Below are 14,701 nucleotides of genomic sequence, written 5' to 3'. Positions count from 1 at the left end.
GCAATACATTACATATTTCGATCGACGATGGCAGCATTGCCGGGCGGAAGAACGATGCCGCAAGCAATGATCTGAGAGAAGGACAGGATGATGGGCAGCATGATGGACAGCCAGACATTGGTCGCGGGCGCCGCCACCCGGATGACGGGGGGCGATGCCCTGGTGGCCGGGCTGCACCGCTGGGGCGTGGATACGGTGTTCGGCGTGCCAGGTGTGCAGCTGGACGAATTTTTCGACGGGCTGTACCGCAACCATGACGGCATCCGGCTGATCCACACGCGCAATGAACAGGGGGCCGCCTATATGGCCCTGGGCTATGCCATGGTGACGGGCCGGCCGGGCGTGTGTGCGGTGGTGCCGGGACCGGGCGTGCTGAATGCCGGGGCGGCCCTGTCCACCGCCTATGCCTGCAATGCCCGCGTCCTGTGCCTGACCAGCACGGTCAACAGCGCGCTGCTGGACCGCCGCCACGGCGCCCTGCATGAGATCAATGACCAGACGGGCCTGCTGCGCAACCTGACGAAATGGAGCGCCCGCGCCAGCCACGCCAGCGATATTCCGCGTCTGCTGGATGAGGCGTTCCGCCAGTTGCTGACCGGCCGGCCGCAGCCGGTGGCGCTGGAAGTGCCGCCCGACATCCTGGCCCAGGTGGCGATGATCCGCTTTGATACGGCCCTGCCATCGCTGGACAGGCCCGCCATTGATCCGGTCGCGGTGGAACAGGCTGCAAAGCTGGCCGCGACTGCCCGCAATCCCATGATCGTGGTCGGCAGCGGCGCCTTGGGTGCGCGTGACGAAATTCGCGCCCTGGCCGAACGGCTGCAGGCGCCGGTGGTCAGTCGCCATATGGGCCGCGGCACGTTGCGTGACGATGATGATTACGCCCTGCCCGCCGCCGCCGCCCTGCCCCACTGGGCCGATATCGATCTGGTGATCGGCATCGGCACCCGCCTGCAGCAGCTGCGCGAATGGGGCCATGACGAGAAGCTGCGGATCATCCGCATCGATCTGGATCAGGCGGAAATGCAGCGGGTGGTAGCCCCCACCGTCGCCCTCTTCGGCGACGCGGCCGACGGCACGGCCGCACTGGTCGCGGCCCTGGATGCGATCGGCACTTCCCGCCCCGACCGGCGGGCGGAATTCCGCGCCATCAAACAGGCGTTTCGGGAGGAGATTGCCCGCGATATCCAGCCGCAAATCTCCTATCTCGACGTCATCCGCGCCGCCATGGCCGATGATGACGTGTTCGTGGATGAAATGACCCAGGTCGGCTATGCCAGCCGTTACGGCCTGCCCATCCACACGCCGCGCACTTATGTCAATTCCAGCTACCAGGGCACGTTGGGCTATGGCTTTGCCACGGCGCTGGGCGCGCAGGTGGGGGCCGGCAAGCGGCGCACCATCTCCGTCAATGGCGATGGCGGCTTCCTCTATACGATGCCGGAGCTGGCCACGGCCATGCTGCACAACATCAAGCTGACGGCCATCGTGTTCTTCGACGGCAATTTCGGCAATGTGCGGCGCATCCAGCAGAACAAGTATCAGGGCCGCCTGATCGCATCGGAACTGCACAATCCGGATTTCGTGAAACTGGCGGAAAGCTTCGGCGTGCGGGGCATTCTGGCCGACGGGCCGGCGGGACTGGCAAAGGCCCTGGCCGACACCAAGGACCATGACGGCCCCGTGCTGATCGCGGTACCGTTCGACCTGGATAAGACGGCATCGCCCTGGAAGCATGTGCATGGACGCAAGGTGCGTTGAAGACATGATGGAAGCCGAAACGACACGCCGGCCCAATGCCGCCACCATCGACATCCTAAGGACGCTGGTGGGATTCCCGACCGTCAGCCGTGATGGCAATCTGGACCTGATCGGTTGGGTCTATGATTATCTGGCCGGCTTCGGGATTGAAAGCCGGCTGACCTACAGCGCCGACCGCCGCAAGGCCAACCTGTTTGCCAGCATCGGCACCGGCGATGGCGGTATCGTCCTGTCCGGCCATACCGATGTCGTGCCCGTGGACGGTCAGGACTGGAGCAGCGATCCGTTCACCCTGACGGAACGGGACGGGCTGATGTACGGGCGCGGGACCTGCGACATGAAGGGGTTCCTGGCCGTGGCGCTGGCCAGGGTGCCTTCCTTCCTCCAGGCAAAACGCCCGCAGCCCCTGCATCTGGCCCTGTCTTTCGACGAGGAGGTGGGATGCCTTGGCATCCCGCATCTTCTGGCCGATCTGCAACAGGCCGGCATCCGCTCAGCCGCCTGCATCGTGGGTGAGCCCACCAGCATGCGCGCGGTCATCGGGCATAAGGAGGGGTCGGTCTACAATGTGGAGGTGGAAGGGCTGGAGGTGCATTCCTCCCTGGCGCCGCAGGGCGTGAATGCCGTCGAATATGCCGCCCGGATCGTCATGAAGATCTGGGAGGTGGGGCAGCGCCTGAAGGGGACGGAGCGCTGGCATGAAGGGTACGAAGTGCCCTACACCACCCTGCAGACCGGCGTCATCCAGGGTGGATTTGCTGCCAATATCGTGCCCCGCTCCTGCACCCTGCGCTTCGACATCAGGGCCTTGCCCTGGACCGACAGCGATGCCCTGGTCGCCGAGATCCAGGCCTATATCGATGATGTGCTGGTGCCGGAAATGCGCCTTGTGCATCCGGGTGCGGGCATCACCATGACCCGCAAGGGCCGGGTGCCGGGCTTCGCGCTGGACGTGGATGCCCCCCTGACCCGGCATGTGCAGCGCCTGGCGCAGTCCAACGCCGCCCCTGCCTATGTCACCTTCGGATCGGAGGCCGGCCTGTTCCAGCAGGCGGGCATTCCGGCCATCATCTGCGGCCCCGGCTCCATCAGCCAGGCGCACAAGCCGGATGAATATGTGGCGCTGGAGCAATTGGCCCTGTGTGAGGATTTCCTGGACCGGCTGGCGGTGACGGCACTGGCGGTGGTGTGACGCCACCTTGTTGGGGCACCGAACCGGGAGGCATCACAACGGTGCCTCCCCCGCGAATGCGGGGGTCCAGGGGCCAAGGGCACCGAGATGGGGTTTCTTGTAGCCCCTGGATCCCCGCTTTCGCGGGGAAAGCATGTGGGTGCAAGGGGTTACGGTAGTACGCCTGTGTAAAAAGCCCTGTCAGAACTTCGCACCGGCGGCAATGGCCTTGGCGCGGGCGCGTTCGATGGTGCCGCTGCGCCGGGACAGCAGGGTGCTGACGATCTCTGGCGGGGCCGTTTCCGGTGTGCCGGCATTGAAAGGCGGGGCCGGGGCATATTCGATGACCAGTTGGATATTCTGCGCCGCCGCTTCGCCCCGCATCAGGGCACAGATGGTCAGGCCGAAATCGATGCCGGCCGTCACCCCGCCGCCCGTGATGCGGTTGCGGTCGATGACCACACGCTCATGCACGGGAATGGCCCCCAAAGCGCGCAATTCGTCCCGCACCATCCAGTGCGACGTGGCCTTGTAGCCGCGCAGCAGCCCGGCCGCCCCCAGCAACAGGGAGCCCGTGCAATCGGCCGTGACATATTTCGCCCGCGAACCCCGGTCAGCCAGGAAGCCCAGCACTTCCGGATCATCCATCAGGGCGATGGTGCCGTCCAGCCCGCCGGGCACGAACAGCACATCCACATCCTTGGGACAGTCAGCGAATGTCGTGGTCGGCGTGACAGCGATTCCCAGCTCGGTCGTCACCGGCTGCTTGTCCTTCCAGACCAGATGGATCTGCGATCCACGCATCAGGTTGAACACGGTCAGCGGGCCGATCAGATCCTGCATCACCATCTTGGGATGGACCAGCAGGGCCATGACCGGCGTATCGGGTGGCGGCGGCATCTTGTTGCCCGGTTGCGTATCCGGGGTTGCACCGGCCGATTGCGCCAGGGCCGGGCCTGAAATCGTTCCTGCTGCCGTCATGGCCATCCCCATCAGAAACCGGCGGCGGTCCTTGACCGGCTCGCCGCCCACAATTTGCTCTTCCATCCTGTCCCCCTGAAAGCGGAAAGGGGCGGAGATCACCTCCCCGCCCCCAACCGCAAGCCTGTCCTTAGAACCGGTACCGGAAATTTACCGCGAATTCGCGCGGCCGTCCGACATCCAACTGGCTGACACCGGTCAGCGTTTCCTTGCGGGCGAAGTCAATGCCACCGATATAATAGACCTTGTCGGCCAGATTGGTGGCCAGCAGGGCCACGGACCAGGCCTCGTCCGGTGCGTCATACTGGATACGGGCATTCAGCAGGCCGTAACTGTTCAGCAGCACCGAATTGGTATCGGTGGAGGTGGTGGACTGCTTGGACCGGTAATTATAGTTCAGGTTGCCCGTCACCGTCCCATCGCCCACGGGCACAGTATAACTGGTGCCCAGCGTGTAGGTATATTTGGGCGAGCGCAGCACCCGGCTGTTCTTGGTGATGCCGGTGGCCGTCCCGACATCATCATACTCGGCCTCCAGATACCCGAACGTGCCTTCCAGGCGCCAGCCCTCGGTCACCAAAGCCTGGGTTTCGACCTCCAGGCCCGTGCGGTGGGAGGAGCCGACATTCTGCATGAAGATGGTGTTGGTCGCCTGGTTCAGCGCTGTCAGCTGCTGATCCGTGTAATCCATATGGAAGCCGGTGATGTTCAAGCGCAGGCGGCGGTCCAGCAGGTCAGAACGGATGCCCGCCTCATAGTTCCACACCTTCTCCGGATCATATTTGGTGAAAACCACCGGGGCCGCCGTACCGATATTGATGCCGCCGCTGCGGAAGCCCTTGGTGACAGCAGCATAGGTCATCACATCGTCGTTCCACTGATATTCGATGGAGGCGCGCGAGGAGACATCGTCCCAGCTGCCCTCCCCCGTCCCGCTGAACCGCGTATCGACGCGCGATCCCTTGGCCGACTTGTCGTCACGGCTGTAGCGCAGGCCACCCGTCACAGACAATTGCTCGGTCAGCGAGAAGGTGCCCTGGGCGAACGCGGCATAGCTGTCCACCGTCTGGCTCTGGCTGGTCAGGCGCGGGGCCGGAAACTGGGCGTCGAAGGCGGTATAGACGGTGGCATTGTCTACCGGGCTTTCGGTCAGATAGTAGAGACCGCCGACATAATGGAAACGGTTGTCGAAGCCCGCCCCCGACAATTGGAATTCCTGTGAGAACTGATCGATCTTGCGGTCATTGACGATGTCATAGACCTGATATTGCGTCCCGTCCCAATCATTGGCCGACATGATGTCGGCCTGCATATAGCCGGTGATGGATTTCAGGCTGATATCGTCCGTCACATCGAAATTGATGACGCCGGACAGGGTATAGCCGTCATAGGAATAGGAGGTATCGTCCCCGCCATAGCGTGTATAGGGATCGGTGCTGGCGAAGCGGTTGTCGAAAGGCAGGCCCGTCTTGGTGCGAAAGCGCGTGGGAAACGTGTCGGCAGCATCGATATAATCGACAATATAGGCACGGCCGCTATTCTTGCTGCGCGTCTTGGCCGCGGAAAGGTCGACCGTCAGCCGCTCCGACAAGTGTGCGCGCACCTGCAGCTGCCCAACCTGCGTATCCTGGTCCCCGTCGCGGTCCTTGTCGACCACATGCTTGATATAGCCGTCGCGGTTCAGTGAACCTACCGTGGCCTTGACGAACAACGTCTCCGTCAGCGGGACATTGACGCTGGCCTTGATATCGGCCCGGTCGTAGGAACCGACGGTGGCATCGACATAGCCGCCGGCCTTGTTGCTGGGCGATTTGGTGATGTAGCGGATGGCGCCGCCGATCGTGTTCTTGCCGAACAGCGTGCCCTGGGGGCCGCGCAGAACCTCCACCCGTTCCACGTCCACGATGTCGATCAGGGAATTGTCGCTGCGGCTCTGATAGATATCATCGACATAGATGCCCACGCCCTGGTCGAAGCCGATGCCCGACCGGTCCTGGCCTATGCCACGGATGAAGAAGCCACCATTCAGCCCGCCATTGGCCGACTGGCTGCCGACCATGACGTTGGGCGCGACAGCACCGATATCCAGCAGGCTCTCGATATTCTTGTCGCGCAGGTCGGCCTCCGACACGGCCGTGACCGCCACGGGCGTGCGCTGCAGGCTTTCCTCCATGCGCCGGGCCGTGACGATGATCTCCTCCAACTGAAGCAGTTCCTGTGCCGTGGCGGACAGGGCACCGGCGACCAACAGCAAGGCTGTTGACGCCACCGACCATCGCAGGCGACGCGATCCTTCACTCTTCGACATGCTCAGACCCCCTGATCTCGGCTCACCCCGTTCCCGGTGCCCGCACGCGCAGGCCACATAGCGGCGTGATGCATTTTACGTGACGTTGTAACGCTATACGAGACTAAATTGATTGCATTGTCAACGATGCGACCCGCGAGCAATTCCATTTCACGAGCCACAGTCTCGCACAGCGCAACTCCCCATCAATGCTAAAAAAAACGCGGCACCGTCAGGGGCCGCGTCTTTTGGAAATAAGGATCGGGTGGCCCTGCCGGTTGGTCAGCGCGGCATCAGGGGAGAGGTCGCACCCTCGGCATAATGGGCCTGGATTTCCTGGGCGATGGCCTTGATCGGCCCGAACAGCGCCGGATCGGGTTCCGGCAGCAGCAGGGAGGAGGAGAGGATGACGCCCACGGTCGAAGAGATCAGGCCATCGGGCTCAAAGATCGGGGCCGCAATGCCGCCCAGCCCATTGCCGCTGGCATTGGCCTCGAAATCGACGCCATATTTGCGCAGATTCTCCTCCACGCGCGGCGGCGTGGGCTTCAACCGTTCGAAATAATGGATCAGGCGGGCGGCGGGCGATGCCGGCAGGGACAGGACCATGCCGGGATGGACCATCACGCCGGGTTCGAACGGATTGGGCACGGCCGCCACCACCATGGCCCCGCCGCGCGTGGGCGTGGTCAGGATGGCCGTGTGTCCTGTGGAAACGCGCAGGTCGGTCAGGAACGGCCGCGATATCTCCACGATATTGCTGCGATAGACGGCGGCGCGGCCGAATTTCAGCAGCTTGCGGCCAAAGACATAGCCTTCACCCTCCCGCGCCCGGTCCACAAGGCCCAGCGCCGTCAGGGTCTGCAGGTGGCGGGAAACACGCGCCTTGGTCATGCCCAGGCGCTTGGCCAGATCGGTAACGCGCACAGGGCCCGTCGCCTCCGTGATCGCTTCCAGGATCTGGACCGTGACCTCGACGCTCTTTACCGTGGAGGAGGATTTACCCTCCTCCTGTTCTTCGTCCATCGTTGACATGGCGCTCCTCCCGCGTGTCCAGACTGGACGCGCCCTTCATCAGACTTAACACAAGCTGGCGCGAGGGTGAAGCTAGCTGGTCACGTATTGTGATATTCTGTCTCGCCCTGCATTCCTACGCGGGTAACCAGGCCGTGAAGCCGCAGGAAGAACCGGTCCCCCCTTCCGTCCGGTAGAGGCGCTGATAATCCACCAGTTCCATCTTCAGACCCGCCTCGTTCATGGCCGCCGCCGTGGCAATCCAGCTTTTGCATTCCGACGTGCCGGCCATCAATTCGTTCTGCGGAATGGAGCGCAGCCAGTCCGCCTCCCCCGACGCCATGGCGGCCAGGAACTGCCGGTCCCATTCCTCATCCACCACGAAATGGGTCAGGCCGCCCGTGGTGAACAGGGCCACGCGTGCATCACTGTCCCAGGCCTGGATCGCCCGGGCCAAGCCCGCGCCGAAATCATAGCAGCGGGCGGCAGTGGGGCTGTTCTCGTAATACCAGCAATTCACATCGACGGGCACATGCGGCTTCACATGGTCGCGCATGATGTTCTTGTAGAGGAAACCATAGGCATGCGGCATGCCATAAAGCAGCGAATTCGCGCCATGGACCGTGGGCTTCTCATGGCACAGGGTCACGTCGAAGCCGCCCTCCCGCACCAGATGCCCGGCCAGATGCAGGCCCAGTTCACGGTGGCCGGGGTAGTCCGTGTGGCTGGCCGGCAGATGGCCATGGTCGGCGATCTCGATCCCCGCCGGCAGGCGCGCATTCTGTTCCGCCGTGCGCGGCATGTTGGCGATGGTCGATGCAGCGATGACGGCGAAGGCCGGAATGATGCCGCTGAAAATCTCCTTCTGGTCATTGCCGACAATGACCACCACGTCGGGGTCCACTTGCCGATACAGCGCGTGCAGCCGGTCCATGGCTGCAAAGCTCTTCTCCAACGCCTTTTCCCGGATCGGCATGGAAAGCTGGCTGGCGATATCCTCATGCCGGCGCAGCGCCTCCAGCTCCGCATAGGGCAGTTTGCGGCCCTTGTACCAGAAGGGCACGCCATCCTGCCGGTCGCGGGCCGCACGAATATCCCAGTCGCGGGCCAGTGTGTGCAGTTGCGGCGTGTGGGCGCAGCCGATGCCCAGAACGATTTCCGCCATGTCGAAACTCCATTGGTTGACAAGTCAACGGTATCAGGTTTAAGCCTTGGCCAGCAAGCAAGGATGAGGGACCGTTCCATGAAGCTGGCGACGATCGAACATGAGGGCCGCATCCGCACCGCTGCCGTGACGGCGGACGGGCTGCTGCTGGACCTGACGGCGGCCGATGCCGCCCCCTTCCTGGCCAGCATGCAGGCCATCATCGAGGCGGAGGAACGCAGCCTTCCGGCTATCGCCGACCTTTTGGCCCGCAACCGGGGCGACCATCTGCTGTCGCCCGACGCGGTGCGCTTCCTGGCGCCGCTGCCGGTGCCCAATTCCATCCGCGACTTCGCGAATTTCGAGCTGCATTGTTTGCAGGCGCTGGAAACCAGCATGCGCATGCGGGCGGCCACGCAGCCCGACCCGGAGACAGCATATCTTTCCTACAAGGCCAGCGGTGCCTATGCGCTGCCAGCGATCTGGTACGAGCGACCCTTCTATTTCAAGGGCAACCGCATGACCTGTTCCGGCCATGGCAGCACCATCCAATGGCCGCGCTTCAGCCGGACCATGGATTATGAAGTTGAATTCGCCGCCATCATCGGCCGCAAAGGCGTGGACATAGCGGCCGACCGCGCACGCGACCATATTTTCGGCTACACGATCTATAACGATTTCAGCGCGCGGGACGAACAGGTCCGCGACCAGCAGTTCCGCATGGGCCCCAGCAAGGGCAAGGATTTCGACACGGGCAACGCCATGGGCCCCTGGATCGTGACCCGCGACGAAATACCCGATCCCTATGCGCTCACCATGCGCTGCCGCATCAATGGCGAAACGCAGGGCGTGGGCCGGTCGGGCGACATGCAGCACCGGTTCGAAGCCTGTATCGCCTTCATCAGCCGGGACGAGACGCTGTATCCCGGCGATGTGCTGGGGTCGGGCACCATGGGCAATGGCTGCGGGTTCGAGACCGGCCGCTATCTGGAGCCGGGCGATGTCGTGGAGATCGAGATCGACGGCATCGGCACCCTGCGCAATGTGATCGGGGAGCGGCGGTAGGGTCATCTCCCTACCTCGCCACCCGCAGCACCTGCACCTGCTGATATTCCTGCAGGCCGTGAAGGCCGAATTCCACGCCGATGCCCGACTGCTTGGCCCCGCCAAAGGGGGCGGCGGGCGACAGGCTGGCATGGTCATTGACCCAGGCCGTGCCGCAGATCAGCCGCTGCGCCAGCAGGGTCGCCGCCGCCACGTCGGACGACCAGACCGACCCGCCCAACCCATTCTCCCCCGCATTGGCGCAGGCCAGCGCATCCTCGACATCGTGATAGCGGATGAGGGGCAGGATGGGGCCGAACTGTTCCTCATCCACCACCCGCATCCCGTCCGTTACGTCGACCACGACGGACAGCGGGAAGAAATAGCCGGGGCCGGGCAGCGGCTCGCCCCCCGTCAGGAACCGCCCGCCCTGTGCCCTGGCATCGGCGGCCAATTCACAGACACGGTCGAACTGTGCCCGGTTCTGCACAGGCCCGAACTGGCTTTGCGGATCGTCGCCCGGTCCCATCCTGGCCGCCCGCGCCAGGTCCGCCAGCTTTCCGGCCAGCGCGTCATGCAAACTGTCATGGACATAAAGCCGCTTCAGCGCCGCGCAGGTCTGGCCACTGTTCCCAAAGGCCTTGGCGAAGATCTTGGGCGCGATGGCATCCACATCGGCGTCGGGCAGGATAATGGCCGCGTCGTTGCCGCCCAGTTCCAGGGTCAGGCGCTTCAGATTGCCGGCCGCGTTGGCCATGATCCGCCGTCCGGTGGGGGTGGAACCGGTGAAGACGATCTTGTCGATACCGGGATGACCACTGATGGCCTGTCCCATCGCCCCCTCCCCCGTCACGGCGTTCAGCACACCGGGCGGCAACAGGGCGGCCGTGATATCCACCAGCAGCAGGGTGGACAGTGGCGTGTAGGACGACGGCTTGATCACCACGCAATTGCCGGCCAGCAAGGCCGGCATGATGTGCCAGACGGCGATCAGGACGGGATGGTTCCAGGGCGTGATCGAGGCCACCACCCCCAGCGGCCGGCGGTGCAGTTCGATGCGGGCCGATGCGTCGTCCTGGATCAATTCGACCTCCGGCCGCAGGCCCGCCGTGAAGCGGGTCCACATGATGGCAGCCCCCACTTCTCCGGCGGCACCGCCCGCCATGGGCTTGCCCTGTTCGGTGGACAGAAGCCGGATGATATCCGCCTTGTGTGTTTCCAGGGCATCGGCAATGGCCAGCAGGCGGGCGGCGCGATCATCAACCGATAACGCCGCCCAAGCCGGAAAGGCCCGTCGGGCGGCCGCGACCGCGTCGTCAAGGTCCGCCGGTCCCGCCTGCGGGCAGGTGGCGAAGGCCACCCCGGTGGCCGGGTTGATGACGTCGAACCGCGCCGCCGTCATGCGGGCCTGTCCGTCGATGATCAAGCGTGGTTCAACCGTCATCATGTCCCCCTTGCTCACAAGCCGAACAGCTTTTCTGCCGTCTCGCCCTTGATCTTGCGGGCCACCGACCCGCCCATGGCGTTCACCCGGTCCAGGCAACCGGCCATGTCACCGATATTGTGCGGATAGTCGGAGCCATACATCACCCGCTCCGGCCCGCCCGCCACATGCACGCACAGGTCCAGCGCCGCCTTCTCATACACCACCGCGTCATAATAGATCTGGCGCAGGTAATGGCTGGGCGGCAGCGTGATCTTCTCCGCACAAGCCGGGATCCGCTCATGACAGCGGTCCAGGCGCCCGGCCAGATAGGGCAAGGTGCCGCCGCCATGGGCGGCGATGATTTTCAGGTTTCTGTACCGTTCGAAGAACCCGTCGAAGATCATGCGGGATATGGCCAGCGTCGTGTCGAACATGAACCCCACGGGCGGCACCAGCCCATATTCATCCATACCCATCTGGGCCGCGCCTTGCGGGGCGGTGGGATGCACCAGCACAGGCAGGCCGTGGCGGTCGATGGCATCCCAGATGGGGGCGAATTGCGGATCGGTCAGGTTGCGCTCATCAACATTGGCGGTCACGAAGACGCCCGCCGCCCCGGCCACCACGGCCCGGTCCAGTTCCGCGACGGCAGCACCGGCATATTGCCAGGGCAAGGTCGCGAACCAGCGCAGCCGGTTGGGATACCGGTCCTGCTGTTCCTCCATCAGGCTGTTCATGATGCGGGCCGCCTGCGCGCTGACCGCCTCCCCGCCCCAATAGGCGCTGGGGCAGGTCAGCGACACGATGGCCAGATCAACCCCGGCCCGGTCCATGTTGCGGATGCGCAGATCAAAATCCAGCATCTCCGGGAACAGGGTCATGAAGGGCGCGCCGTGGAGAAAAATGCTCTCCTGCCCGGCCTTGGTGTTTTTCACTTCATATTTCGGGGCGCCATGGCGGCGCAGCATCTCCAGCCATTCGGCCCCGATCATATGGGTATGGACGTCGATCACGCTCATCGTCCGTCCCTCACTTCACCAGGTTGACGCGGTTGGTCAGGCGGCCCAGCCCTTCGATCTCCACATCGGTCAGCTTGCCATCATAGAGGCCCAGATAGGTGCCGACATTGCCCTTGGGGTGCTTTGCCGTGCCCTTGGAGGCCGTACCGGGATGGATACAGTCGCCCGGTTCCATGGTGAACCATTTCGACGCCTCGGCGATCACCCGCTCAATGGGGAAGAAGTAATTGGCCGTGCTGTCGTCGGTATAGCATTCCCCATCGATATAGCCGCGCACCGACAGCTTGTTCGGGTCCTTGATTTCGTCCTTGGTGGTCAGCCAGGGACCCATGGCCGCGAACGTGTCGGCCGCCTTCGACTTGGCGTGGTAGATGAAGTAGAGATAGGTGTCCTCCGGCCCGAACGTTTCGCGCCAGGCCAGATGGTGGGGCTTCACCAGATCGGGCGTCTGCTTCAGGGCGATGGCGTCCTGGCTGAACTTCACGCCGCTGGCCGTAACGTCGTTGGTCAACGTATAGCCAAACACGTAATCCAGCGCCTCCTCCGGTTCGATATTCTTGGCTACCTTGCCGAACACGATCACGGGTTCCGGTTCCGGAATCGATTGGCCATGTTCCTTCAGGATGTCGATGGTCTTGTTGTGGCCCGTCAGGGCATTGCGGCCCTTGATGAAGAACATCGGGGCCGTCATCGGCTTATAGGCCTTGCTGTTCAGATTGTTGTTATTGACCGCACAGCCCAGGATCTTCGAAGGGCGCGGGTTGGGTGCCATCCAGTCGGCCTGCGTCAGGTCGATGACGGGAAGGCCGCCGGCGACAGCCTTGGCGATGGCATCGGCCGCCGTGTCCAGCCCTGCGTCCCCGGCCAGGATCAGATCTTCCATCCAGGTGAAGGGCAGTGCCACGCCCTTGTCATCCGATACACGTGCGATCACCTGCGGCTTTCCATTCAGCCGGATCGTGCCCAGTTTCATGCCTTGACCCTCCATTCGCCGGCAGCCTCGCCACCGATACATTGTTGACTTATCAACCACATGGGCGCAGTAAGCCCTTGCGGAACCACCCAGCCACGACAGCAGAGCCATGACGAGCCCCGAACCCGCGGATATCGAAACCTTCCTGTCCTACCGGCTGTCCATCGTTTCGCGGCTGATCAACCGGCGATCCACGCGATATTTCACGGAAAAGCATGCCCTGACCCTGGCTGAATGGCGGGCCCTGGCGCAGATCGCGGCCGGCCGGGCCACCAGCGTGCAGGCCATTTCCGCCCGCACCTGCTCCGACAAGGGCCAGATCAGCCGCGCCACCGCCACCTTGCTGGACAAGGGGCTGGTCAGCGCCCTGCCCGACCCGGCGGACCGCCGCACCATCCATTTCGAACTGACGGCGGCAGGCAAGGAAATCCATGACGACATCCTGCCCATGCGGGCGGACGAAAACGCCATGATCGCTTCCCTGATGTCCGCCGGTGAGTTGGCCCTGTTCCATGACATCCTCGACCGTATCCAGGCGCATCTCGACCGGTTGGATTAAAGCGTCTCCGTTGCATCCTCGGCGATCATGCCCATGGCAATCTGGTATTCGCGCTTCACCGCTTCGGGCTGGCCCGTCTGATGCTGGTAATGCGGTTGGTTCAGGTTGTAGGCCAGCTTGCGCGACAAGGCGCGGCTCTCCTCCAGCGTCATGGACTGGGTGAACAGTTCGCGGTGCTTGATGGGCAGTTCGATGCAGCGGTTGCGTTCCGGATCACGCACCAGGCCCATCGGCTCCTGCCCTTCCTCCACCAGCTTCATGTTCCGCTCGAAACAGCGGCGCATCATGATGATGCCCAGATCGCTCTGCCCCAGATGTTCGGCCGTGCGGTCGGCGATGGTGCCCTGCCCCACCCAGGCCACGATATCCTGGTTCATGACGTGGGAGACAATCCAACGGCCATCCGCCTCCTTGATCGGCCCCTTCCACCAGGGCACGCGTTTCTGGACAAAGGGTTCGCGGTCCTTGGGCACGCGGTGGAACATCCAGGTGACGGACAGGGTGGTCTCGTCATCCACCGGCACGCGCCATTCGATATGGTCACCCAGGAAGAAGGCGTTGGGCCACAGGGCTGTGGCACCCACTGTCCAATGCTGATTGTCCTTATCCGTATCCTCGCGCACCCGGCGATAGATATGGCCGAATTCGAACTCATCGAATTTCAGTTCCAGATGCGTGGGGCCGTAGGAGCCATTGCCGAACAGGCGCGAGGACCAGTTGCGGTGCATCCATTCGAAATGCACGGGATCGCAGCTATTCTCCTGGCACTGGAACCAGTTGCAGGGGATGTCGGCGAACACCACCTGGGTGAAGCCGTTCTCCCAGGTGAAGGGTTCCCAGTTGGGCACCAAGGGGGCCGGCTCCGGCCCCAGATAGGCCCAGAGCATCCCGGCGCGCTTTTCCACCTTGTAGGCCTTGATGCGGATCTTGTCGCGGAAACGGGCACGGGGATTGGCGATATCCTCGAACGGCTGTTCCGTGCACTGGCCGGACTTGCCAAAGCACCAGCCGTGGTAGGAACAGCGTAGACCGTCTTCCTCCAGGATGCCATACGACATGTCGGCCCCCCGGTGCGGGCAATGGCGATCGACCAACCCGTGGCTGCCATCGGCATTGCGGAACAGGACAAGATCCTCGCCCAGCAACCGCAAAGGCTTGATGGGATTATCCTCCAGTTCCGACATGGCCGCCACGGGATGCCAGTAGCGGCGCAGCAACGCGCCCATGGGGGTGCCGGGACCGACCCGGACCAGACGTTCATTCGTTGCGGCACTGACCATGTTATCGCCTCTCTCGCCGGTTTTGCTTGCCAACAGGTGCCC

At 63.5% G+C, this 14,701-nt stretch carries 12 protein-coding genes; 4 read left to right on the top strand and 8 right to left on the bottom strand.

Annotated features, from left to right (window positions below):
* Positions 1–87 precede the first annotated feature (87 nt).
* Both AC1Q7F_RS20270 and argE read left to right on the top strand, forming a co-directional pair.
* Positions 88–1,761, top strand: coding sequence for a thiamine pyrophosphate-binding protein (locus AC1Q7F_RS20270; RefSeq protein WP_492510224.1), 1,674 nt, complete (start codon positions 88–90; stop codon positions 1,759–1,761).
* A 4-nt stretch (positions 1,762–1,765) separates the two neighbouring features.
* Positions 1,766–2,953 (top strand): acetylornithine deacetylase, encoded by a 1,188-nt coding sequence (gene argE, locus AC1Q7F_RS20265; protein ID WP_492510222.1) that lies wholly within the window; start codon positions 1,766–1,768, stop codon positions 2,951–2,953.
* A 180-nt stretch (positions 2,954–3,133) separates the two neighbouring features.
* On the opposite strand, the gene AC1Q7F_RS20260 is transcribed toward argE, so the two are convergent.
* The 4 genes from AC1Q7F_RS20260 to AC1Q7F_RS20245 form a co-directional block, all read right to left on the bottom strand.
* Entirely contained in the window at positions 3,134–3,979 is an 846-nt protein-coding gene (locus tag AC1Q7F_RS20260; protein ID WP_492510220.1) for a DJ-1/PfpI family protein, read from the bottom strand.
* A gap of 64 nt (positions 3,980–4,043) precedes the next feature.
* Positions 4,044–6,221 carry a TonB-dependent receptor gene (locus AC1Q7F_RS20255; protein WP_492510218.1) on the bottom strand — a complete coding sequence of 726 codons (2,178 nt, stop codon included), beginning with the start codon at positions 6,219–6,221 and terminating at the stop codon, positions 4,044–4,046.
* A 261-nt stretch (positions 6,222–6,482) separates the two neighbouring features.
* Positions 6,483–7,235 carry an IclR family transcriptional regulator gene (locus AC1Q7F_RS20250; protein ID WP_492510216.1) on the bottom strand — a complete coding sequence of 251 codons (753 nt, stop codon included), beginning with the start codon at positions 7,233–7,235 and terminating at the stop codon, positions 6,483–6,485.
* Between the two features lie 115 nt (positions 7,236–7,350).
* Entirely contained in the window at positions 7,351–8,379 is a 1,029-nt protein-coding gene (locus AC1Q7F_RS20245) for a DODA-type extradiol aromatic ring-opening family dioxygenase (RefSeq protein ID WP_492510214.1), read from the bottom strand.
* A 78-nt stretch (positions 8,380–8,457) separates the two neighbouring features.
* Between AC1Q7F_RS20245 and AC1Q7F_RS20240 the strand changes: the two genes are divergently transcribed.
* Entirely contained in the window at positions 8,458–9,423 is a 966-nt protein-coding gene (locus AC1Q7F_RS20240) for a fumarylacetoacetate hydrolase family protein (RefSeq protein ID WP_492510212.1), read from the top strand.
* Positions 9,424–9,433: 10 nt separating this feature from the next.
* On the opposite strand, the gene AC1Q7F_RS20235 is transcribed toward AC1Q7F_RS20240, so the two are convergent.
* From AC1Q7F_RS20235 to AC1Q7F_RS20225, 3 genes are read right to left on the bottom strand one after another with little or no spacing between them, the layout of a single operon-like run.
* Positions 9,434–10,846: an aldehyde dehydrogenase family protein gene (locus AC1Q7F_RS20235; protein WP_492510210.1), complete on the bottom strand. Its 1,413-nt coding sequence runs from the start codon at positions 10,844–10,846 to the stop codon at positions 9,434–9,436.
* Between the two features lie 14 nt (positions 10,847–10,860).
* The gene (locus tag AC1Q7F_RS20230) at positions 10,861–11,847 is read right to left on the bottom strand and encodes an amidohydrolase family protein (RefSeq protein ID WP_492510208.1); all 987 of its coding nucleotides are present in this window, start codon (positions 11,845–11,847) and stop codon (positions 10,861–10,863) included.
* A 10-nt stretch (positions 11,848–11,857) separates the two neighbouring features.
* A complete protein-coding gene (locus AC1Q7F_RS20225; RefSeq protein ID WP_492510206.1) occupies positions 11,858–12,820 on the bottom strand; it encodes a fumarylacetoacetate hydrolase family protein in 963 nt (320 codons plus the stop codon).
* 109 nt (positions 12,821–12,929) lie between these two features.
* Between AC1Q7F_RS20225 and AC1Q7F_RS20220 the strand changes: the two genes are divergently transcribed.
* Entirely contained in the window at positions 12,930–13,379 is a 450-nt protein-coding gene (locus tag AC1Q7F_RS20220) for a MarR family winged helix-turn-helix transcriptional regulator (protein ID WP_492510204.1), read from the top strand.
* Here the strand turns inward: AC1Q7F_RS20220 and AC1Q7F_RS20215 are convergent.
* Entirely contained in the window at positions 13,376–14,659 is a 1,284-nt protein-coding gene (locus AC1Q7F_RS20215; protein ID WP_492510202.1) for a Rieske 2Fe-2S domain-containing protein, read from the bottom strand. The two genes, AC1Q7F_RS20220 and AC1Q7F_RS20215, sit on opposite strands and share 4 nt — an antisense overlap.
* Between the last annotated feature and the right edge of the window lie 42 nt (positions 14,660–14,701).

This window comes from Niveispirillum sp. GW835-FHT14G11 (genome assembly GCF_058793615.1).
The sequence above is the reverse complement of the archived record's forward strand: the minus strand, read 5'-3'. Positions and strand labels throughout refer to the sequence as shown.

What these genes read in the sequence shown, in the direction of transcription:
- argE (WP_492510222.1), top strand. Translation starts at nt 1,766, where the DNA reads ATGATGGAAGCCGAAACGACACGCCGGCCCAATGCCGCCACCATCGAC.
- AC1Q7F_RS20230 (WP_492510208.1), bottom strand. Translation starts at nt 11,847, where the DNA reads ATGAGCGTGATCGACGTCCATACCCATATGATCGGGGCCGAATGGCTG.
- AC1Q7F_RS20245 (WP_492510214.1), bottom strand. Translation starts at nt 8,379, where the DNA reads ATGGCGGAAATCGTTCTGGGCATCGGCTGCGCCCACACGCCGCAACTG.
- AC1Q7F_RS20240 (WP_492510212.1), top strand. Translation starts at nt 8,458, where the DNA reads ATGAAGCTGGCGACGATCGAACATGAGGGCCGCATCCGCACCGCTGCC.
- AC1Q7F_RS20270 (WP_492510224.1), top strand. Translation starts at nt 88, where the DNA reads ATGATGGGCAGCATGATGGACAGCCAGACATTGGTCGCGGGCGCCGCC.
- AC1Q7F_RS20235 (WP_492510210.1), bottom strand. Translation starts at nt 10,846, where the DNA reads ATGACGGTTGAACCACGCTTGATCATCGACGGACAGGCCCGCATGACG.
- AC1Q7F_RS20215 (WP_492510202.1), bottom strand. Translation starts at nt 14,659, where the DNA reads ATGGTCAGTGCCGCAACGAATGAACGTCTGGTCCGGGTCGGTCCCGGC.
- AC1Q7F_RS20225 (WP_492510206.1), bottom strand. Translation starts at nt 12,820, where the DNA reads ATGAAACTGGGCACGATCCGGCTGAATGGAAAGCCGCAGGTGATCGCA.
- AC1Q7F_RS20255 (WP_492510218.1), bottom strand. Translation starts at nt 6,221, where the DNA reads ATGTCGAAGAGTGAAGGATCGCGTCGCCTGCGATGGTCGGTGGCGTCA.
- AC1Q7F_RS20250 (WP_492510216.1), bottom strand. Translation starts at nt 7,235, where the DNA reads ATGTCAACGATGGACGAAGAACAGGAGGAGGGTAAATCCTCCTCCACG.
- AC1Q7F_RS20260 (WP_492510220.1), bottom strand. Translation starts at nt 3,979, where the DNA reads ATGGAAGAGCAAATTGTGGGCGGCGAGCCGGTCAAGGACCGCCGCCGG.
- AC1Q7F_RS20220 (WP_492510204.1), top strand. Translation starts at nt 12,930, where the DNA reads ATGACGAGCCCCGAACCCGCGGATATCGAAACCTTCCTGTCCTACCGG.